Genomic DNA, 19,964 nt, shown 5'->3' with positions numbered 1-19,964 from the left:
ACCCCGCTTTGCCCGGCAAAACGTTGCAAGCATAGGTTTGAAAAACAACCCAGCGGCAGAGGTTACCCTTTAATGCCGGACAACTGAATGCCCTCCACCAGCTCCTTCTCCGCGTACAAGGCCAACAGGAGCATCGGCAGCATGTAAATAGTAGAAGCGGCGAATGCGATACCGCGTTCTTCCGCTCCAATGACGGACAGATAAACGGACAAGGGCTGCTTGATGGCATCCTGCAAAAAAATAAGCGGCTGCTCCACCATGTTCCAGTTGTCGACAAACGCGAGAATCGCAAGCGCCGCCATCCCGGGTCTGCACATGGGCACGATCACCCGCCTGAAGATGATCCAGTGCCCAGCCCCATCCACTCTGGCGGCTTCGGCATATGCATGGGGGATCGAGCTCATATACTGCCTGAGCAGAAATACACCGAATGCGCTGAATATTCCAGGAAGCACGATAGATGAGTATGAATTCAGCAGGCCCAGTCGGTCGGCAACGATGTAGTTGGGTACAAGCGTGACCTGAAAAGGCATCAGCATCATCACAATGTACAGGAAGAACAGCGGTTCCCGGCCGCGGAAGCGGAAACGGGAGAACGCATACCCTGCAAGCGAGGCTATGGCGATTTGTCCGGCAATTATCGGCACGACGATTCTCAGCGAATTCCAGAACATAAACAGAAATTGCGGCTTCTCAATCAGAACGGTATAGTATTGCGACAACGTGATCCGGTCGGGAATGAACGGCATGCCCACAAATCTGTCTCCGCCCGAAGAGGAGTCATCCAGGACCGCTGCGCCGCCGGATATCGCGGAATAATGCGTGGAGATTTCATTTTCGGTCATCAGTGAATTCGTAAAGGTCAGCAGCAGCGGAATCATGAATGCCACAACCACCGACGCCAGGAGAATCGTGCGCAGCATGGCCCCCCCTCCGCCGGCCCATACCGCAATCCGACGCTTCCAGCGCTTTTGCCCCGCAATGATGATGATCCTATGACCAGCTGGGTCCGCCTCCAATTTCCCCACATTCACGCCTCCTCTAACCGATCGATTTGCCAATGCGGCGTTCCGCCATAAACAGCAACAGCACGAGCAGCACAATGATTACTGCCATTAAGAACGCGGCGGAGGTCAGCTTCTGATAGTCCAGCGATTTGAACATATTGTTCATGAAATGCTGCAGCATGTAAATGCTCTCGTTCGGGTAATCTCCAGCGATCAGATACGTTTCCCGGAATACCTTGAACGAGTTGATGATCGACATGATGAAGACAAGGAACGTCGTCGGCGTCAGATACACAAGTGTAATGGATGCCCATTTTTTCCAGCTCCCCGCACCATCCATGGACGCCGCTTCATAGTAATCGGCGGGAATGTTCTGAAGCCCCGCCAGAAACAGCACCATGTTGTAGCCGATGTTCTTCCATAAATAGACGACGATCACAACGGCCATCGCCGAGCCGCTTTCCATCCAATCGCGGGGTTCCATCCCGTATCCGGCAAGGATGCCATTGAGGGAGCCGTTCAGATCGAACAGCATCTGCCAGACATACACAACCGAAGCGACAGGAACGACGAGCGGTATCAGAAATCCGATCCGCAGCCAGTTCCGGGCATATAACTTGCGGTTCAGGAGCATGGCAAGGCCCAGCGACAGCAGCATATTAAGCGGAACGCTGATGCCTGTGAAGAGGAGCGTATTCCGGGCCGCCTGCCGGAAGACGGGATTAGCCAGCAGGTCAAGATAGTTCTGTATGCCGACGAATGAACCGTCAATAGGACTGTCAAACAGCGAATAACGGAAGCCAACCATAAAGGGGAAGAGATAAAAGACCGAGAAGCCGATCAGACTGGGTGCCAGAAACAAATTGACCGCGACAAATTCCTTTATCCCCCGGCTCCGGCGCTGTGCCATAAGCAATCACCCCCTTTCCTGCTGCGACTACCCACAGCTTATCCGCCGTTTATGAAACAACCATGAAAAAACGGGGCCGCACGTGAAACTCACGCACAACCCCGCTGTTTGTTTATACTTATCCGGGCAAAATAACAATGAACCGGCTGCCCTTGCCGTATTCACTTTCCGCCGTGATTCTTCCCCCGTGCGCTTTGGCAATCCATGCCGCAATCGACAAGCCGAGTCCCATTCCGCCTGTACTGCGGGAACGTACCTTATCCGCCCGGTAGAAGCGCTCGAATATAAGCGGAAGCTCATCCGCGGGAATGCCGGTCCCGGTATCCGACACGGTCAGCTTCCAGCCCTCGCTGCCGCCCGCCTCCAGCCGGATCATGACTGTCCCCTCCTGCCTGTTGTATTTCAGCGCATTGTCCAGCAGAATGATCACAAGCTGCTTGACCCTTGCCTTGTCTCCATGAAAGCTGCTTGAAGCACCAGCTGCAAGCTTATCTTCAAAATACAGCCGTACTCCTGCGCCAAGCGCAAGCGGGCGCATCATTTCTACCGCTTCCGCCACAATCGCTCTTAGCTCGAACGGCTCGAGCAGCAGCTGCGGATATTCGGAATCGCTGCGGGACAATGTCAGCAGTCCCTGAACCAACTGAGTCATTCTGCTGATTTCCTCCTCCATCTTCTGCAGCACATCCTGTTGAAAAGGCGGCAATCTGTCCCTGTATTCCCCGATGACCTCCACAGACGAATGAAGGACGGCAAGCGGCGTCCGAAGTTCATGGGAAGCGTCCGCCGAAAATTCCTGCTGCCGCTTATATGCCTGCCGGATCGGAATCATCGCCCGTCCTGCGAATACATAGCCGATTCCCGAAGCGATGACAAGCAGCCCCGCACCTAGAATGATCATAATCATCCGCATTTGATTGAGCACGTATTGATTGCTCGTGACTTCCTTGCCCGTGAACAAATAGCCGTAATCCACCGTGCTCTTATCCAGCGGTACAAGCATCGTGGTGAAATCCCTGCCTTCCGGCGTATGATGATCCGTGAGCGCATTCAAACCGCCACTGGAAATATCTGTTTTGGACCATGCGAGAATGTCTTCCGTCGGTATGCTTCCATTCGTGCTCTGCTTATAAGAAGAAGTCAGAAGCTGTCCGTCGGGATCGACCACGATGCAGAATTCATCCAGCTCAAGAAAGCTCCAATTGAACGCCACCATCTTGGGATAAGTCAGCTGCAGCAGCTCCGGGATACTAAGACCTGTCTTGAGCGATACTGCATCGAGCTGACCCGATACTTGGGTAAAGACCTGCTTCAGCTGCGTAGACACATTATTCTTCAAGGTGTGGCTGAGCAGCAGGTAATAAGCCAGCGCCACAATGATGAGAATGATAGCGATAATGCCCCCGTAGCTGAGCGCCAGCATATTGCGTGTTTTCTGGAACATGGCAGCCCCCTGGTTAACATTTATTTGATCAGCCGAAAACCGAAGCCGCGGATGCTTTGAATTAATTTGGATTCATAGGGTCCGTCGATTTTTTTGCGCAGCAGCTTGACGGTCGCGTCAACGGCGTTGGGCGTTACATCTGCGGACAAGCCCCACACTTGATCCATGATTTGCTGCCGGCTCAGCACCTGTCCGGCGTTCATCACCAAATAAGCGAGCAGCTGGAACTCCCGTCTGGTTAATGTAACCGGAATATCCTGACGGAGCACCTCGAAAGTCTGCATATTGACAACCAGGTCGCTGATCCGGTAAATTCCGCTGGTCCAATCCGTTTCTATTCGCCTCGCGAGCACCTGAATGCGTGCGAGCAGCTCTTCGAATGCGAAGGGCTTGACCAGATAATCATCAGCCCCGGACAGCAAGCCGCTTACCCGGTCCGGTACGGCATCCCGTGCCGTTAGCATCAGAATCGGCGTATGCAAATTCCGGCTCCGCGCTTCCTGGCAGAGCTCCAGACCGGTTTTTCCCGGCAGCATCCAGTCCAGGATGAACAGATCATAGCGGGCGGCCTCCATATAGTCGAGAGCCATACCTCCATCCGTAACCCAATCAACCGAGTGAAGCTGCTTGGCAAGCTTGTACTCCACCAGAGGCCCAAGCCTGAGATCGTCTTCAACCAGTAATATTCTCAAACGCTGCACTCCTCCCTTACGTCAGTCCATTCCATGCCTGGCTCCAGTATAATAGCCTGGCCAATAACAGGGACACAGACGCAATAACAAGATGGTCATGCCGGCCGCAGGTCAGGCTCTTCTTGCACTCAGCTTACAGGAGAATACTGAAATTTGTATGAAAAAAAGGCCCTCCCCTTCTACAAAATGTAGAAGACAGAGAGCCTGATCTATGGCGGCAATACGCTATATAACCTCGGGACGCGGAGAATCAAATTCGACTTTGTCGCTGCCCGTGGCAGAAAGCGGAATGCTCAGCATGCGCATGACGTCCATGGAGCGGAGCATAGGATGCAGCGGCGAGAGCTCTACCCCATCCTTTTTCAGCCAGTTGTCCATGTCCTCCTGCTCCAGAATTGCGGGCATAAGCTCCTGATATGGAGAAACAAGGGCATTGGCACGGGTCATGAGCAGGGTGCAGGTGCGCATCTCCCCTCCGGAGGCTGAGCGGAATACATCATACAGACCAGCGATTCCGAATGTCCCGCTGCGCATCGATATTTTGACTCTTTCCGTCTCCTTGCCAACCGTTCTGCTCAGGTAGAAGCCATTGCATGGAATGACGCAGCGCTGTTTCTTCACAACACGGTCGAATATCGGCTTCCACAGCATGGTCCTGCTGTCCATCCATAACGAATCCTTGGCCCAGAAAGGCATCAGTCCCCAGCGGCACTCATCCATGACCCGGTTTTCCTTGTGCTCGAATATGGCGGAAAGCGATTCCGTCGGTCTGATTTCACGGCGGTTTGCCGTATGGTATATCACCTGGTCGATTTGAAAGCGATCCGTCAGTTCAGAAGCGTCAGCCATAATGGAAATAGATTGGCACATGCAAAATCACCTACCTCTTCATGTTTTGACTAGTATTTGCCTATATCCCCCATTCCATGTACGAGAACACGAAAATTTGCTTTATCGCACAAGAATTCTTCATGTTTCAAAAGTTCGGTCGATATAATAAAGGACAACTATTGAAGGCATGCAAAGGTTTGAAGCAGTTATTGGCGGGGGTGGGCAGTGATGAATTCTCCATACGGCAGGCGAGGATCAACGTTCATTTCACTACTCGGTTTGGGGCTGATGATGTTTTTATGGCGGGGTGATGCGGCCAGCGCCGCCGGCGATTCTGCGGCTACTATCCAAGACTATGAGAAGAAGCTGGGAGCCGCGATGCTCCGGAAACCTGCCGCATACAGCATCGTTTATACGGGCGGCACCTTTGCAATGGATCAGCTGGAGAGCATCCTCCGGCGTATTCACAATGCGAACGATTATCTTCACTACAGCACCAGGCAGTACCGGTACGCCGCCTCAACCGACGGCCGCAAGACAACCGTAAGCTATACGTTTGAATATTGGGAAACCCAGGCTCAGTCCAATCAGGTGAGCTTGAAGGTTAAGGAGGTTCTGGGCAAAATCATTACCCGGAATATGAATGATTTTCAGAAGGAAAAAGCGATCCACGACTGGATCGAATCCAATCTGTCCTATGATACGACACTCAGGCAGTACTCCGCGTACGCCGGTCTGTTTGGCAATAAGAAGACAGTCTGCCAGGGCAATGCGCTGCTCGCGTTCAAGATGCTGTCGCAGGCGGGCATTGAGAATAAAATTATCGAAGGGAATGCGGGGGGTCAGCTGCATACGTGGAATCTGGTCAAGCTGGACGGAAAATGGTACCATCTGGATACCACATGGAATGACCCGGTTCCGGATAAGCCCGGACGAATTATGTATGATTATTACAACCTGACGGATGCTCAAATGAAAGCCTCGCACACCTGGAACAAATCCGCCTCCTATCCGGCTGCCGTTACTTTGTTCGAAGCCACACTCGATGCGAAAAGGAAGTCGGATGCCGGCAATGCGGCTTTCTATCAAAATCTGAAAAAAACGCTGGGCCTGCATTATATGGAAGCCGCCCATACAGCCGGTAATGCCGCCGATCTATCGGGCTTTATCGCGAATGCCATCAAAGCAAATCAGAACAGCTTCACTATTCGCTATACGAACAAACGAACGCTCGCCGCCGACATCAAGAAGGCGTTCAGCGGTACGAACAACATCTCCAGGTACAGTTATTCTTACTCCGACTATACAAGAAGTCCTTCAAGCGCGGATGTTCTGGTTACCGTCACTCTGACCAGAAGGAAATAACCGGAAGTGACAGGAGACTGATGGATTCACAGCTTCAACGCAAGCACCAGCGCCCAATCCACCCATGCGATTATCAGGAATACAGCGGCAGGCTGCTTTTGCCCTGCTGTGTATAAGGCCGCTGCCGCCAGCGTGAATACGATAATCTGAAGCGCAGCGCGTAGCGGAGGAGTGACAGGAATGGATGCTTTGGGGGCGATGAACAATCCCCACAGGATGGCAACCGCCAGCGGAGCGCCGATCCCCGCAACGACGTTCACGAGTAACCCTTTGTCAATATGAAAGCCCCAATATCCGAATGCGGCCAGAGCACCCAGCTCTACCAGGAACAACACAAGCAGCAGTACAGATTGAATAATGATCATAAGAGCAGCCTTCTTTCATTTGAGATGGACACTTGTTGGCACAGGTTTAATAACCGTTGGTAATAATATAACCAATGGTTATTAAACCGTCAATAACTTTCGGCCGGCTGCCTCAGTCTGAAGACCGAGAAGAAATCATCCTAAAGCATATTTTTCAATAAAGATATCTATGGTACGATCTAGGAAGCCTAATAAAACGAACGGAGGAAAAGATTATGTCTAAAAAAGCACCACTCGGCGCACTGCTGGTCCTGGTCGGAATATTCCTGTTCACAAGCCGGGACAACGTCATGGGACCAGGCAAGGTCATGGCTTACTTCTGGCCAAGTTTATTCGTTATTCCGCTTGGGCTGCTGTTTCACTGGATGTATTTCTATGCGACAGAGCGCAGGGGGATCGGCTTGTTAATTCCGGGAGGCATTTTGTTCGGGGCCGGCATCGTCTGCCAGATCTCCATGCTGTTCGACGGCTGGGCTTATATGTGGCCGGGCTTCCCGCTGGCTGTAGCGTTCGGACTGTTTGAATTCTACTGGTTCGGCAAACGAAACCGCTGGATGCTTGTGCCGGTGTTCATTCTCGGGAGCGCCTCCATCATCTTCTTTGTCGCCTTCACGCTGGGAACGATCTTCAGCTTTCACTTCATTGGACAAACGACAGCGGCTGTCGCCCTGGTTGTAGCCGGTGTTCTGCTGATGCTGAAAAGAAAATCCGACGACAACTCCACCTATTGAAGCTTACCGGCTCGTGATTATTTGAAGAAACCGGGTGCCTGCCGCCCTGTCGATTAATCAAGAAGAAACGGCTTCGCCGTCCTTTCCCGGCACAGCAAGTTTTTTCCTCGGAAATAGAAGCAAAGTATGGGGAATTCTAACCTTTCTGATATCTCGACGAAAAGAGACTGCTCCGGAATGTCATTCTCATGACACCCTGGAGCAGTCCCTTTTTTTGTTTCAATCCTCGATTCAATCATTCAGCTCTGCAATCGCTTCTGCTTTCTCACTGCTGGCGACGACCAGCAGAACCGCAATCAAGCAGCCAATGATAAGTGAAACACCCATAGGACCTCTCCTCTTCGACATCGGATGTTCTATCCTATGTCAGTGAGTCTAGCAATATGAATAGTTTCACCATGCGAGAGAACAATTATACGCGGGTACCTACCACCGTTTGCCCGGCTTCCCTTTGAAATCAAGATCGTCAAGCGTCCCGAGCCGCTCATAGGTCTCCTTATAAATCCGGATCAGGCTCTGCACCTTGTTGAATTCATTATCCTCCGGCCCATAGCCGTCCATATACATCCGCTGTATAATATCCTGAAAAAAAGCGATGCGCTCCTGCACCATCTCCTTCTCCAGCTGGAGGACCTCCTCAAAGCTGTGCGCTTCGATAAAATCAGTCTTCTCATCCCGCCCCGGCTGGGGGGAAGGCTTGGTGTATTCATCCGAGCCCTCCGGCCGCAGATCGATTGACGTTCGGAGCGCGGACAGCGTAATATTCTCACGGGCCAACAGCACATGAAAATCCTTGTTTTTCAGCAGATCCGTCACCACGATCGCGCACATTTCCTTATTTTGCAGCAGAATGCCGTCAAAAGGGTGCAGCGTCCACTCTTCATCGCGCATAAACAGAGTAAAGATAAATACAGTGCTCCCGTATTGATAATGGATATTAATAATGGAATCGTCTATCAGCTCAAAAGAAAAATCCAGCATCGGACTTCTCCCCCTTTTTTCACATGGTATCTTGTCACTTATTCTACCAAAATGATCCACATAAATACAGCAGGGACAAAGGGTAAAGGGAGAGAACCTCCGCCATCCGTTTCCGGTCAGCCGCACAAAAAAAAGCTCGCCCTCAAGAGCCGGGCAAGCTGCAGTGAAAGTGGATCAACCGCGGCGGAAAGTAAGGATGAAGCGAGCTGCGCCGCCATCCGCAGAATGCGGTTTTGCCGCACTATTCAAGAAAGCTGCTCGCCTCTTTGGACGCAGCAATATCTTTGACGCCGCCTGGTACGGGAGCTTCCCCCTGAGACAGACCGAGACGGTCGCTCAGTTGGCCATTGATGGCTGTCATGCGTGTGGTGTAATCATTACAGCTGTCAATAATGCGGCGGTTCGACTGCTCCGAGGCATCCAGAGCCGCTACAAGGTCGCCAATCGCCTGATTGACGGATTCCATCGACATGGCAGGCTTGGACAAGAGCTCAGTCGTCTTCTCCGTCGTCGCCCTCAGCAGCTTGGCATTTTCCTTGAACTGCTCCTCTATCGTCCGGTTGGTGGCGTCCACCGCCGCAATGACCTTCTCCTGGTCATTAAGGGCGAGCGCTATCATCGCTGACACCGTGATCAGATTAACGGTCTTGTCGATGGCATTGCTCACGGAATCGATCAGCTTGTCGTTATTGTCGTTAATAATATCCGTTGCGGCAATCGCCTGATTATAGAGCATGATCATCTCGGTCATCGATTGAATCCGCGTGACGACCTTGCGGAGCCCGCGCTCCAGCTGCGGCTTGCGCGATTCGCGCGCAGGGTTGGCGATTTCCGCTTCAAATAGATGCTTGAGCTTGTTGCCAAAAGCGATCTTGGTCTGGAGATTGTAAATCTCCGCGATCGCCAATTTCTTCAGCTGGCGCATATTGATAATATTTTCTTCCAGCGAATCCTTGCCGTCCCGCAGACCGGCGACGATCGTGTCGACATTGGTGCGGACGCTCTGGTATTTGTAGACATAATTTTTGAGCGGGCTCTTGCGCAGCAGCTTGCCGAAGAGGCTGACATTCTTGCTCTGCTGCAGGCTTTCGCATTCACTGCGCAGCTTCAAGATCATGTTCGATACTTCGGCGCGGTCGCCGGACATCAGGTCATTAACCGGACGGTCCAGCATTTTCAGCGTTTGCCCGGCCTTTTCCTGCGTTTTGGCTCCCAGCTTGCCAATCTCGTCCATCAGGGAGTCCAGCTCCAGCGTATCCGTATGAGCGACCTTCTGAATCAGCAGCGATGCTTCCTCAGCAACTTTCTGCTGGTCTTCTTTTTTTAACTCTACAAGTTGAGCAGCCATTCGTTAACCCCTCCTCTTATAATTCGGAACTGCTGTACCGCTGGTGAATGAGCTCTGCCTTGGTCTGAAGCTCAAGCAAATCCTTGTGCTCGATGGTGGAGACAATATCGGAAATTTTCGTATCCACTTCCTTAATGCCGTTAAGCAGCATCCTCCGGTTGCGGGTCTTGGCTTCGCCGCCCAAACGCAGAAAAGGATTCAAAATGCCGTTCAAATCTTTGAGAATCAGTCGCTTGACCGTATGGTTCACATTGCTGTCCTTAAGCTCCTGCAGAAGCGGGATAATCCGCTGCAGCCTGGCGAACAGGGCGAGAGATTTCAGGACGATCTCATCGTCCAGCGCGTTCTTCTGGCCTTCGGATATAACCATATCCTCCAGTACCTCCAGGTACTCCACAACAGGGGCAAATTCGGGACCGATTTCCTGTCTATGTCCTCCACTTGCGGCAGCGGACTGATCAGAGAAGGGTGACGGTGCGGACGCGCGCGGTTCCCCGGAGGACGGTTCACTGCCAGCCTGACGGACCGGGGGGTTGGAAGGAGAGTCGCCCGGCTTCAAGGAAGCATCAGGCAAAAATTCAGGAGAAATGGCGGGATTGTTGCTCCGCTTCTTCCTCTTGGGCAGCAGGCTGCCGATGATTGCGGCTATAACGGGAATGAGCAGCGACGCCAGCTCCGGAACGAGCGGACTGGTTACAACAGCTGCGACGTAACCGATCGCTGCAGCAATAAGCATATTGGATCTGAAAAGCATATACCGTAAACCCCCTTCGATAAGGACTGGCTTATCTATATTGTAGAAATACAGTGGAACGCTGTCAACAAAGCAGGCTTCCTGTAAAATATTACACCTGCTTATCGCGTCCTTTCGCGGTCATGTTCCTTGAGATCTTACAGACATTCATTGAAGTGAAACTTCTAAATGCTGTCAAGCCAAGAGAACCGGCTGATGCGGTCCTTTGCACAGCAGGCTTCTTCCTCTCAGAAATAAAAACAGCGTATAGACAGGATTTATTCGATTGTATATTTTCATAAGAAAGAAGAAACGGCTCACCCCGTCCTTGCGGGCAGGTTCGTTTTTTCCCATAAAGATATCCAGAAAAGCAGCAGCCAAATGTCATACTTTCTGAATACGCGAAAAAGCCGCCGACTGCATCGCACAGTCAGCGGCTTTCTCAGAATCAGTGGCATCCTTTACGACCAATCCGCCATACGCATCGGCTGCTCGATATGGCTTGCCAGAATGTCATATTCCGGCGCAAGCGGGCCCACTTCCCCGCCGAGAGCTTCCTTCACGGCGAGATAGGGGAAATTTACTCCCGACAAGCAGGTGACATGCAATCCGCCGGACATGCGCGGATTAATCTCGAGCAGTTTGGGGGTGTCTCCGTTATATTTCATTTGAATATTGAAGTTGTAGGGAATCCGGTACGTCCTGGCTACATTATTCGCTATGGCCAGGAGCTCCTCATTGCGTTCCAGAAGGCGCAGACGGCCCCCTGCTTTGCGCCGGGGCACAGCCGCCAGCAGCTCCCCTTCTTTGTTTGCGAAGCAGTCTATGCTGTACTCAAGTCCCGGGAGCTGCTCCATGACCATCAGATTCGGGAATCCCTGCACGGTGCCCAGGGCCTGATAAGCATCGCGGAACGAGACCAGTCTGGTCGAGACTCCGAACAGCTCCTCCAGAGGATCTCTGGTATCATCAATGATCCGGAAGCCCACTCCCCCTTCGGAATTAGTCGGCTTGAAGCAGACGCGGTGACCCAATGCAGTTAATCTATCGTAGGCGCGCTTGAAGCCCTCCGCATCGTTGACCACTTCGTAATCGGGAATGACCATAACCCCTGTCTTTTCGACCGATTTGTAGAAATGATCCTTCTCCATCAGCATCTCAAGCAGCCCGGTATCCCGGCATACCACAACGCGGGTGCCAATTTCCTCGAAAAGGTCGAGATGCCTGGCAATATCGAGCATATGCAATCGGGGGATGAACACATCGATTTCATGCTTCCTGCAGAATTCCACGCAAAACTCGACATATTCCATGCCTTTGAGCGCCGGTTCCGTCTCGGCATGATCGCAGGCCTGCAGCGACATATGCCGAGGGTCGGGGTGGGTGCCGAATAGTTTGACCTCCAGCCCGTCCGCGTTATTTCGTATCAGATTCATATAATGATACGCAACAGAGAACCAGCGATTGAAATAAATATGGACCTTCTTCTTCATAGAGAACCCTTCACCGCTTCCTTTGTCTGATAGACCGCATGAACATAATCCAGAATTTCATCCGCTGCAAAAATCCCCGATTTCACTGTGAAGCGCTCCGGTATCGAGTCCGGATTACGCTGCTTCTCGCGGAACAATTCACCGTGGCTCGGGGCAATCGCATAATCGGCTATCTCCAGCAGGCATTGATCCAGAAGGGAATCGCCGGAGGCGATCAATTCGCTGACTCCAAGCCGCCTGCGGACTTCATGAACTGCATCCGCCTTATTGACGGCAGCGGGGACCAGGTAAATTTTCCTCCCCTGAATCGAGACCTCCCAGCCCAGCGCCTTCACCTGTTCGGCCTTCTCCAGAACAGCCTCAAGCGGCATCCGGTCGCGCTCTATAACAAAAGCATAGAACAGCTCATCGCAGAACCGCTCCCCCACAACCCACTGCTCATTCATAATCGGTTCAAAATAACTCCGCGCCTCTACAGCATCGGCTGCAAGCAAAGATACTTTCCCGCGGATCATCGACCGCCAGTCCTCATCCACCCTGCCGTGCAGCAGAATATTGCCCCCATTGCTGGTGACGGCATAGCCCGGCACAACATGATCGCGGAAGACATGTATCCGTTCATACTGCGCCACCGTGCGGGTAGTTACGGGAACGAATTCCATCCCCGCGGGCAGTCCCTGAAGCAAGGATAGCGTATATTTCGACATGTAGGATACGATCTTTCCGCTCACGGTCTCTGCCGGCAGGATGTCCGGCGATTCGAGAGGAGCGCCCATGGAACGGGTTGAATAGATCAGGGTTTGATCCAAATCGCTGGCGTAAATCATTCCGTGCCGCCTTTCAGCGGCTTGATGATGCCGCAGCAGGAATAGGTCAGACCCGGATATACCTCAACCGGCACGCCGCGGTCCTTGGCCAGCAGCAGAATATGCTGCAGGAACGGGTTGTCCATCCGGTCCACGAGAATACGCCAGGGAACCCTGCGCAGCAGCACTCGCGTCGTCTCGCCTACGCCCGGCTTCACCAGATTCACATCGTCGATGCCGAAGGCCTGCTGGATCGCCCGGATATCCGCGAGTCCTTTCCAGGATACCTCCGCCTCCCGCTCCGTCATCGCAACCGCCTGCTGATACGCAGTCTCCGCGACAGCCGGGAAGAAGTCCGATACGGTATCCACGAACAGATTGGATAGATCGTTCTCCAGCCATTCCCTGTAAAATTTGGCTCCGTGGAATTCATCAGGACCGATCAGATCATCCCGCAGCACCGTGCGGCTCATCAGGCCGGATACCGTAGAATTCAGACATGCGCTCGGGATCAGGAAATCCTCGCGCGTTCCGTAGGTTTCGCAGCAGAAGCCGGGATCGGCCAGCACAGCCAGATCATCATCCAGCCGGTAGCCGTATTTTTCCGCAAAATCATTGGAGGCCTGCGTCAGCACCTGACGAATGGCGCCCTTGCCTGTCCAGCCGTCCACAAACTGGAGATAACTATCCAATCCATGCTGCTGCAGCATATAAAGCACCGCATTCTCGTCTATGCCCTTGCCGCGGATAATGGAAATGCTGTAATGCGGCATATCTGCGCCATAGCGGTAAGCAATATACCGCTTGATCAGAATGCCGATCGGCGTCCCTGCACGCGCCAGGGAGACCAGAACCCCTTTGAGTCCCCGCTTAAGAACGATCCGCTCCGCGACTACAGCCGCCGCAAGCGCCACCTTCCCCGCTGATTCTGTCAGCGTTCTGTGAAACAGCTCGATATATTCGGCTGTCGGCTGATATTCAACCGGCAGCATTTCCGAATAATGCACGCCCGACTGGATGGCTTCTTCCCGATCCTCGGTCGGCAACTCCAGCTGAACTCCGCTCAGATCCTTGAGCAGGAATATGACATCCGACGGCGCATAGCTGCCCATAGGCTCTGGAGAAGCAATGCGCGTCTGACTGAGTTGCCCGGTTATCGTCTGCTTCATGATTCGAATGTCTCCCATCCATGGACGTTTCCTGAGAAAAATACCGCAAACACTTTCCTGCCTGCCAGCTGCCGCAGAATGTCCAGCATCGGCTTCACGCGCGAGGGCGGCATATCCCGCTCGAACAAGACGAAAATCTCGTCGTATTGCCCGGGTGAAATATTGTAGATGAAGTTTCTGACCGATTCGTCCTCCGGCGAGGGATACGGATACCCGCAGGCAACCGCATAATCCGGCAGATCGGCGGAATAGATCGGACTTCTTGTCGTGGATTGATAGCTGATGCCATCGCCCATCCCAGCTGCGATTCTCATGGGAACGTACATAAACTCTCCCGTTCCCAGGACAAGCGTACTGGAGCTGCCGCGGCATGTCTTCAGCCACTCGGCCAGCCCGCTGATATGGTCATCGGCAGCCGCATGGTCCTCCGACTGTATTCCGAAGCGGCCGGTTTGTTTCATATAAGGCGCCGGATTCAGTTCGCCGCCGGAATTGGCGGATACGGCATCTATGCTTTCAAGAGTCTCCGCATGATGCATAACAACCAGATCGGCAGCCTTTTTATGGGTGATCAATGTAAATGCATTCTCAGCCTCAAGCCTTGGTGCGCCATCAACCTCCATCTGTCCTTTAAGCAAATAGACCGATTGGATGTCAATATCAAGCTCATTCTGCAGCTCCCGCACCTGCTGCTCGTTATCGGCTGTCCTCCAATCCAGCAGAGAAGCAATTACATATTGTTTTCGTGGAAATTTGGACTGGATATCGCGAATAATGTTCAAGGCTGTTTGACCAGTTGTCATTTCATCATCCACCAGCACAATGGGCTCATGACCCGAGAAAAGTTCAGGATCTAAAGCATAGCAGCGATGAGCGACCGCGTGGGAATGCTCTTCCTCGAAGTTAATCAGCGAGTTCAGCTGCGGTATATACTCACGTGTCGTATGAATATAAGAGGCGCCGTCCGCGAAAGCATGGAACACGCTGTGTCCAAGCGCAGTCGCCGTCTCTGCAAAACCAATGCAGAGTATGGACTCCGGCAGCCGGGGCTTATCACGCATCAGGCGGCGGTAAGCCTCCTCGGCCCGGGATGGGTCTCTGAGACCGGACAGCAATTCCTCCAGCAGGGGTTCAATGACCTTCCTGGTTGATTGAAACAGCCGGGCATGTATCAACAGCGCCAGCGCCGCTCCACTCAGAAGGGGGGTGTAGGGATGTACCGGAATATGCTTGCCCAGCAGCTTGCTGACAAACAGAAAGGATCGTTTCTTATTGATTCGTGCCGCCATGGAAAACAAAAGCTCCACGGGCAAATGGAAGGGGTTATAGGTCTCGGCAACCTTGATCTGCAAATCCTCAAAGAGCTTATACGTATGCACGTTCGTTCCCTTGGAGGAGGGTGATGAAATGCTGTTGTTCATGTAACACCCCATATACTTGTGATCGGAGCAGGATTCGTCTTGCCCAGTTCTGATGCGGCTTCATTTCATTCATTTTATTGGCATACTGGCTTTTGAGCACGCCATGATGGCCATCATTAAGAGCGACAATACTGGTGGCGTCGGCATATTCCTCATGCGTGACCGCATAAAGCGCCTGTACGGGCTTGATATGGGTAGGGTGAATGATGGTTTTTCCGATAATGCCGTTTTCCTTGTCCATAATAACCTCGCGGATCAGTCCATCCATGGGATCCTTGGTGAATCTGGATCTCAGATCGTGACCTGTGCTGCCGAAGGCTTCCTCAAAGGGCGTAACCCGCAGCTGCGGCTTCATTACCCGTTCACGCTTGGCAAAGTATTCCCAGACTGAACCGGAAATCACATAGCCTGCTTCTACCCGTCCAAACACATTAATAATATCCGCGATGCAATCCCGGATCGGGGCAATCTCATAAATGGTCATGTCGGGGCTCCTGCGCAGACCAAACAAGCTGGAGAAGTCCGTGGCGCCAACCCTTACATTAAGTACGTAGTCGTGATAGTCATCGAGAATCGCTTTGATCGCAAGCAAGGAGTCCAATCGGCTTTCGCGGTAAATAACAGAGGAGCTTTCCAATATCGGCAGACCGTACAATACCGGGGCAGAAGCAGCCCTGTTCTCGTTATAATCCGCAATCTTCTGAAAATAATCGCGTCCGTTCTCCTGTGTGAACTTGGGAAGGACAAAGCCGGTAATCAGTGTAATCGTATCGGCCAGACGTACGAGCAGACGTTTCAATTGCGCGGCGGAGCGCACCCTGATGAGCAGAAGCGGCACTTCCGATTCCAGCAGGGTGCCGATCTTGATATATGAGGCAATCAGGAACAGCTGCTGCATCAAGGATTCTTCCGCCAGCTCCACCTGTTTGTCGCCAATGGCATCTTCAAGATCCATGACGGCGGTGACCAATCCTTCATTCTTCCCGGAAATAATATCATCCGCAATATGCGGCCTGGTTGCCGGCATGTACAAAGCGGCCCCCACCGCATGGGCTAATAATTCCTTATCGGAGGAGTGATTAAATGAAATCGGCGGGCTGAAAAACAACGACTTTTCTTCTTCACGCGATAAATAATTAAAGTATCTCAGCCTGATCTCCTCCTTCCATCCTAAACAAATCTGTCTCTACTACTCTCCTAAAATAATCAGGCCTCCGGCTGAATTCTAGCCACGCCTGAAGGCCCGTCATGCATCAGGACTTGCGCAGCGCTTCTTTCTTTTGTCGGTTCATGCTGTAGATAATCGTTCCGGCAAACACCGCGATAATAATGGCAAAAAACCAGACATGCGGCAGATGATAGTCGAACGCACCAGCCAGCATCTTTGCTGCAATGATGGCGATCAGGAAGAAGGCTGCCCGTTCCAGCTCCGGAAATTTGTCGATGAGCTTGAGGAAAACCTGGGCAACGCCCCGCATCATCAATACGCCCAGAATACCGCCGACGAACAATACCCATACCTCGTTGCTTATTCCGAATGCGGCTACGACACTGTCTATGCTGAAAGCGATATCCATCAGCTCAACAAGCAGAACGGTCTTCCAGAAGGAATGGCCTTTATTGACCTTCTCTTCCCCTGCGACTTCCGGTTTCTTGAAGATACCGGTGTAGGCAATGTAGAACAGATAGGCAGCGCCAAGTACTTTAACCAGTGTAAATTTGACGAGAAAGGTTCCCAATCCGATCGCAATAAACCGGAAAATATAGGCACCCAGGAGACCGTAAAACAGGGCCCTTTTCTGCTGCTCTTTGGGCAAATGCTTGACCATGACCGCCAGAACCAGGGCGTTGTCGGCAGACAGCAGCCCTTCCAGCAGCACAAGGCTTGCAATGATGCCCCAGCTCACGGGATCCGATAAGGTATTGACAATTGAATCCCAAGAGAAGAATTGCCCATAGCTATCGCCGATACTGGTGAAAAAATCCATAAACCAATCCATTTAATGCCGCCTCTCAACCGATTTATTTACTTCCCGCTTTCCATCTCAGGCCCCAGGAATAAGCCTCATCGACTTCTCTGTGGCCGTTGAAAAATTGTACAAGCCGTTCAATGCTGAAGGTTTCGTTATTCACATTCGTAATCATGGCAATGGCGCACATTCCCTTGCTGTTGTCATGCTCGTTCATATGAACAACGATCTCCGGGCCGCCGGCCTGCTTGATCGTAATAACGCCATCGGCGTCAGACCAGTTCTTGACTCCTTCATAAATAAACGTAAACACGACAATGCGCTTGATATCCGCTATCCGGGCGCCGTTAATCCTCATATTCTCGCCGGTCGATACCGTACCGGTGCGGTCATCTCCATCCAGAGCGATAAAAGGAGGCCTGTCCAAGGAGCCAAATGAGCTGCCCAGCGCCTGGACGACGCCTTTATCGCCGTTCTTAAGCTCGAACAGGCAAGCCAGATCCAGGTCAACCCCTTTGCTGCGGCCAAATAATCCGGTTTTGCTCTTCTTCTGATTCCAGTTCAGGTTGATCAGAATTTCACCAAGACCGCCTGCCGATTTCTTCAGGTTGATGGTGTCGCCCTTCTTCTTCAGCTCAATCTTGGTCAGATTAAGCGGAGCCGGAGCTAGCGTCGGGGCTGGAGCTGGGGTTGGAGCAGCCGCCTGCGGTGCAGGGACTGGCGCAGTGGCAGGCTTGGATGCTGGCGGCGTTGGTACCGGAGCAGGTGCGGCCTCGCTGACCTCAATGCCGAAATTTCCGCACAGGGCGTCCAAACCGCCCGAGAAGCCTGCGCCAATCGCATTGAACTTCCATTGACCATTGTGCCGGTATAATTCCCCTGCCACAATGGCCGTTTCAACGGAGAAGTCGTTTGCCAGATCATACCGGAGCACTTCCGCACCGTTCTGATTATTAAGGAATTGAATGAAAATGCCGCTGGTCTGGCCAAAGTTCTGCCGACGCTTCTCACCTTCATAGATCGTCAGGGTGAAGGCGATTTTCGCTATATTCTCCGGTACCCGGTTCAGCTGGATTTTAAATTGCTTCTGGACAGGAGCAGCTTGTCCATCCTGATAATTAATGAATGCGGTGGAAGCATTGTTATAGAAAATAAGATCATCATCGCTGGAAACTTTTCCGTTTACCCCCAGCAAAAAGGCGGAGGTATCCAGCTCAAGCGATGCTTGCGCGTTCCATCCGATTCCTACTGTGATGTCCTGCAATCCTGGTACCGCAGCGGTCAGATCCGCCTTCTGCCCCTTAATTACCGTGGTGCCCATTAAGCGTCCTCCTTAAGGGTTGATAAAGATGAAGAAGAAAGGATGGCCGAAGTCATATAATGACCTGCCACCCTGGAGCCTGGAGCGTTAAACGTCCAACCCGTAGTTTCGGCAAAGAGCGGCAAGGCCTCCGGAGAAGCCGCTTCCGATCGCCTGAAACTTCCATTCTGCCCCGTGACGGTAAAACTCGCAGAATACAACAGCGGTTTCCGTAGAGAAGTCTTCCCCCAGATCAAAACGCAGAACTTCACGGTTTGAGGCTTCATCCACTACCCGCACGAACGCGTTCGTCACTTGTCCGAAGTTTTGGGCGCGGGCATCGGCATCATGGATCGTGACCGTAATCCCGATACGATGAATGGCAGCCGGGATTTGGCTCAGATCGACAAGAATCTGTTCGTCATCCCCGTCGCCTTCCCCCGTACGATTGTCTCCCGTATGAACAACGGAGTTGTTTCCGCCGCTTTTATTATTGTAGAAAACAAAATCGTCGCTGCCCTTGGCCTTGCCGTCCTCATAGAGCAGAAAAGCAGATGCATCCAGGTCAAAATCCTGGCCGCCGCTGTATTTGTTCGTATCCCAACCCAGACCGGCAACCACCTTGGTCAAACCCGGGTTTGTTTTGGTAAGATCAATCCGTTGTCCTTTTGAAAGATTAATTGACATCGTATGCTCCTTCCCGGCTGTTTACCGTTTCATCGTTCATAAAGAATACAAGACCGCCCGTGTCAGGCGGCCCTGCAGTACTTACAGTTTATTAAGCAAGTCCATAATCGCGCGTCAATCCGGCAAGACCATCCTTGTAGCCGCTGCCGATCGCGTTGAATTTCCACTCGCTTCCATTGCGGTACAGTTCGCCGACAACGACGCCTGTTTCAATCGAGAAGTCTTCGCCCAGATCAAAACGGACCAATTCTTCCTGATTGGCATCATTGACAATGCGCGCATAGGCACGGGAGACTTGTCCAAAGTTTTGATTGCGCTCAGGTGCTTCATAGATCGTGATCGTGAAGGCAATTTTCTCAACATCGGCAGGTACGGAACCCAGATCCACTTTAACCTGCTCGTCGTCGCCTTCGCCCTCGCCGGTAAGATTATCGCCGGCATGCACAACCGATCCGTTTTCATTTTGCTTATTGTTGAAGAAAATAAAGTTTTTGTCGCTGGTGACTTTACCTTCCGCATTCGTCAGAAACACGGAGACGTCAAGGTCAAAATCTTTGCCGCCATCGTATTTATTGGTGTCCCAGCCAAGTCCTACAGTGATTTTGGAAAGTCCCGGATTTGATTTTGTGAGATCGATTTTTTGACCTTTGGATAAGTTAATTGCCATCTGATAAAGCACCCGCTTTCGTCATTTTAAGTATAAGGGTCGAG

At 52.2% G+C, this 19,964-nt stretch carries 20 protein-coding genes; 2 read left to right on the top strand and 18 right to left on the bottom strand.

The genetic code is table 11. The features are described from left to right. Positions 1-62 precede the first annotated feature (62 nt). From AC0YNV_RS21195 to AC0YNV_RS21175, 5 genes are all read right to left on the bottom strand, one after another. A complete protein-coding gene (locus AC0YNV_RS21195) occupies positions 63-1,028 on the bottom strand; it encodes a carbohydrate ABC transporter permease (RefSeq protein ID WP_475769787.1) in 966 nt (321 codons plus the stop codon). Positions 1,029-1,041: 13 nt separating this feature from the next. Then, positions 1,042-1,917 (bottom strand): carbohydrate ABC transporter permease, encoded by an 876-nt coding sequence (locus AC0YNV_RS21190; protein WP_475769786.1) that lies wholly within the window; start codon positions 1,915-1,917, stop codon positions 1,042-1,044. A gap of 118 nt (positions 1,918-2,035) precedes the next feature. Continuing rightward, complete coding sequence (locus tag AC0YNV_RS21185) at positions 2,036-3,361, bottom strand: sensor histidine kinase (RefSeq protein ID WP_475769785.1); 1,326 nt, start codon at positions 3,359-3,361, stop codon at positions 2,036-2,038. Between the two features lie 20 nt (positions 3,362-3,381). Then, positions 3,382-4,053: a response regulator transcription factor gene (locus AC0YNV_RS21180; protein ID WP_475769784.1), complete on the bottom strand. Its 672-nt coding sequence runs from the start codon at positions 4,051-4,053 to the stop codon at positions 3,382-3,384. Positions 4,054-4,278: 225 nt separating this feature from the next. Then, on the bottom strand, positions 4,279-4,923 hold the full coding sequence (locus AC0YNV_RS21175; protein WP_475769783.1) for an SOS response-associated peptidase: 645 nt from the start codon (positions 4,921-4,923) through the stop codon (positions 4,279-4,281). A 189-nt stretch (positions 4,924-5,112) separates the two neighbouring features. Between AC0YNV_RS21175 and AC0YNV_RS21170 the strand changes: the two genes are divergently transcribed. After that, positions 5,113-6,249 (top strand): transglutaminase domain-containing protein, encoded by a 1,137-nt coding sequence (locus AC0YNV_RS21170; protein WP_475769782.1) that lies wholly within the window; start codon positions 5,113-5,115, stop codon positions 6,247-6,249. A gap of 26 nt (positions 6,250-6,275) precedes the next feature. On the opposite strand, the gene AC0YNV_RS21165 is transcribed toward AC0YNV_RS21170, so the two are convergent. Next, entirely contained in the window at positions 6,276-6,614 is a 339-nt protein-coding gene (locus AC0YNV_RS21165; protein WP_475769781.1) for a YrdB family protein, read from the bottom strand. Positions 6,615-6,829: 215 nt separating this feature from the next. On the opposite strand from AC0YNV_RS21165, the gene AC0YNV_RS21160 reads away from it, so the two are divergent. After that, on the top strand, positions 6,830-7,345 hold the full coding sequence (locus AC0YNV_RS21160; protein WP_475769780.1) for a hypothetical protein: 516 nt from the start codon (positions 6,830-6,832) through the stop codon (positions 7,343-7,345). Between the two features lie 426 nt (positions 7,346-7,771). Here AC0YNV_RS21160 and AC0YNV_RS21155 read toward each other — a convergent pair whose 3' ends face one another. The 12 genes from AC0YNV_RS21155 to AC0YNV_RS21100 form a co-directional block, all read right to left on the bottom strand. Then, on the bottom strand, positions 7,772-8,326 hold the full coding sequence (locus AC0YNV_RS21155) for a hypothetical protein (RefSeq protein WP_475769779.1): 555 nt from the start codon (positions 8,324-8,326) through the stop codon (positions 7,772-7,774). A 241-nt stretch (positions 8,327-8,567) separates the two neighbouring features. Then, positions 8,568-9,674 carry a toxic anion resistance protein gene (locus AC0YNV_RS21150; protein ID WP_210042921.1) on the bottom strand — a complete coding sequence of 369 codons (1,107 nt, stop codon included), beginning with the start codon at positions 9,672-9,674 and terminating at the stop codon, positions 8,568-8,570. Between the two features lie 16 nt (positions 9,675-9,690). Then, positions 9,691-10,428, bottom strand: a complete 738-nt coding sequence (locus AC0YNV_RS21145; RefSeq protein ID WP_475769778.1) for a hypothetical protein — start codon at positions 10,426-10,428, stop codon at positions 9,691-9,693. A gap of 440 nt (positions 10,429-10,868) precedes the next feature. Next, a complete protein-coding gene (locus AC0YNV_RS21140) occupies positions 10,869-11,900 on the bottom strand; it encodes an ATP-grasp domain-containing protein (protein WP_475769777.1) in 1,032 nt (343 codons plus the stop codon). Continuing rightward, positions 11,897-12,727, bottom strand: coding sequence for an HAD family hydrolase (locus AC0YNV_RS21135; RefSeq protein WP_475769776.1), 831 nt, complete (start codon positions 12,725-12,727; stop codon positions 11,897-11,899). The genes AC0YNV_RS21140 and AC0YNV_RS21135 overlap by 4 nt, the downstream gene beginning before the upstream one ends. Beyond that, on the bottom strand, positions 12,724-13,875 hold the full coding sequence (locus AC0YNV_RS21130; protein ID WP_475769775.1) for a cysteine protease StiP family protein: 1,152 nt from the start codon (positions 13,873-13,875) through the stop codon (positions 12,724-12,726). The genes AC0YNV_RS21135 and AC0YNV_RS21130 overlap by 4 nt, the downstream gene beginning before the upstream one ends. Further along, positions 13,872-15,296, bottom strand: a complete 1,425-nt coding sequence (locus tag AC0YNV_RS21125) for a phosphoribosyltransferase family protein (RefSeq protein ID WP_475769774.1) — start codon at positions 15,294-15,296, stop codon at positions 13,872-13,874. The genes AC0YNV_RS21130 and AC0YNV_RS21125 overlap by 4 nt, the downstream gene beginning before the upstream one ends. Then, a complete protein-coding gene (locus AC0YNV_RS21120; RefSeq protein WP_475770041.1) occupies positions 15,241-16,446 on the bottom strand; it encodes an HpcH/HpaI aldolase/citrate lyase family protein in 1,206 nt (401 codons plus the stop codon). The genes AC0YNV_RS21125 and AC0YNV_RS21120 overlap by 56 nt, the downstream gene beginning before the upstream one ends. Positions 16,447-16,549: 103 nt before the next feature. Further along, positions 16,550-17,296 (bottom strand): TerC family protein, encoded by a 747-nt coding sequence (locus AC0YNV_RS21115; RefSeq protein WP_475769773.1) that lies wholly within the window; start codon positions 17,294-17,296, stop codon positions 16,550-16,552. Positions 17,297-17,318: 22 nt separating this feature from the next. Continuing rightward, a complete protein-coding gene (locus AC0YNV_RS21110; protein ID WP_475769772.1) occupies positions 17,319-18,587 on the bottom strand; it encodes a TerD family protein in 1,269 nt (422 codons plus the stop codon). An 87-nt stretch (positions 18,588-18,674) separates the two neighbouring features. Further along, positions 18,675-19,253, bottom strand: a complete 579-nt coding sequence (locus AC0YNV_RS21105; RefSeq protein ID WP_475769771.1) for a TerD family protein — start codon at positions 19,251-19,253, stop codon at positions 18,675-18,677. Between the two features lie 91 nt (positions 19,254-19,344). Further along, complete coding sequence (locus AC0YNV_RS21100) at positions 19,345-19,920, bottom strand: TerD family protein (RefSeq protein WP_210042980.1); 576 nt, start codon at positions 19,918-19,920, stop codon at positions 19,345-19,347. Positions 19,921-19,964 lie beyond the last annotated feature (44 nt).

The sequence above is a fragment of the Paenibacillus sp. JT31N11 genome (assembly GCF_056269285.1).
Note: the sequence above shows the minus strand (reverse complement) of the source record. Positions and strands in the feature narration are given on the sequence as shown.

Bases quoted from the DNA above. Each gene is read 5' to 3' on its own strand.
- AC0YNV_RS21145 (WP_475769778.1), bottom strand. From the start codon at position 10,428: ATGCTTTTCAGATCCAATATGCTTATTGCTGCAGCGATCGGTTACGTC.
- AC0YNV_RS21100 (WP_210042980.1), bottom strand. From the start codon at position 19,920: ATGGCAATTAACTTATCCAAAGGTCAAAAAATCGATCTCACAAAATCA.
- AC0YNV_RS21155 (WP_475769779.1), bottom strand. From the start codon at position 8,326: ATGCTGGATTTTTCTTTTGAGCTGATAGACGATTCCATTATTAATATC.
- AC0YNV_RS21115 (WP_475769773.1), bottom strand. From the start codon at position 17,296: ATGGATTGGTTTATGGATTTTTTCACCAGTATCGGCGATAGCTATGGG.
- AC0YNV_RS21165 (WP_475769781.1), bottom strand. From the start codon at position 6,614: ATGATCATTATTCAATCTGTACTGCTGCTTGTGTTGTTCCTGGTAGAG.
- AC0YNV_RS21150 (WP_210042921.1), bottom strand. From the start codon at position 9,674: ATGGCTGCTCAACTTGTAGAGTTAAAAAAAGAAGACCAGCAGAAAGTT.
- AC0YNV_RS21160 (WP_475769780.1), top strand. From the start codon at position 6,830: ATGTCTAAAAAAGCACCACTCGGCGCACTGCTGGTCCTGGTCGGAATA.
- AC0YNV_RS21130 (WP_475769775.1), bottom strand. From the start codon at position 13,875: ATGAAGCAGACGATAACCGGGCAACTCAGTCAGACGCGCATTGCTTCT.
- AC0YNV_RS21170 (WP_475769782.1), top strand. From the start codon at position 5,113: ATGAATTCTCCATACGGCAGGCGAGGATCAACGTTCATTTCACTACTC.
- AC0YNV_RS21175 (WP_475769783.1), bottom strand. From the start codon at position 4,923: ATGTGCCAATCTATTTCCATTATGGCTGACGCTTCTGAACTGACGGAT.
- AC0YNV_RS21140 (WP_475769777.1), bottom strand. From the start codon at position 11,900: ATGAAGAAGAAGGTCCATATTTATTTCAATCGCTGGTTCTCTGTTGCG.
- AC0YNV_RS21190 (WP_475769786.1), bottom strand. From the start codon at position 1,917: ATGGCACAGCGCCGGAGCCGGGGGATAAAGGAATTTGTCGCGGTCAAT.
- AC0YNV_RS21110 (WP_475769772.1), bottom strand. From the start codon at position 18,587: ATGGGCACCACGGTAATTAAGGGGCAGAAGGCGGATCTGACCGCTGCG.
- AC0YNV_RS21185 (WP_475769785.1), bottom strand. From the start codon at position 3,361: ATGTTCCAGAAAACACGCAATATGCTGGCGCTCAGCTACGGGGGCATT.
- AC0YNV_RS21125 (WP_475769774.1), bottom strand. From the start codon at position 15,296: ATGAACAACAGCATTTCATCACCCTCCTCCAAGGGAACGAACGTGCAT.
- AC0YNV_RS21135 (WP_475769776.1), bottom strand. From the start codon at position 12,727: ATGATTTACGCCAGCGATTTGGATCAAACCCTGATCTATTCAACCCGT.
- AC0YNV_RS21105 (WP_475769771.1), bottom strand. From the start codon at position 19,253: ATGTCAATTAATCTTTCAAAAGGACAACGGATTGATCTTACCAAAACA.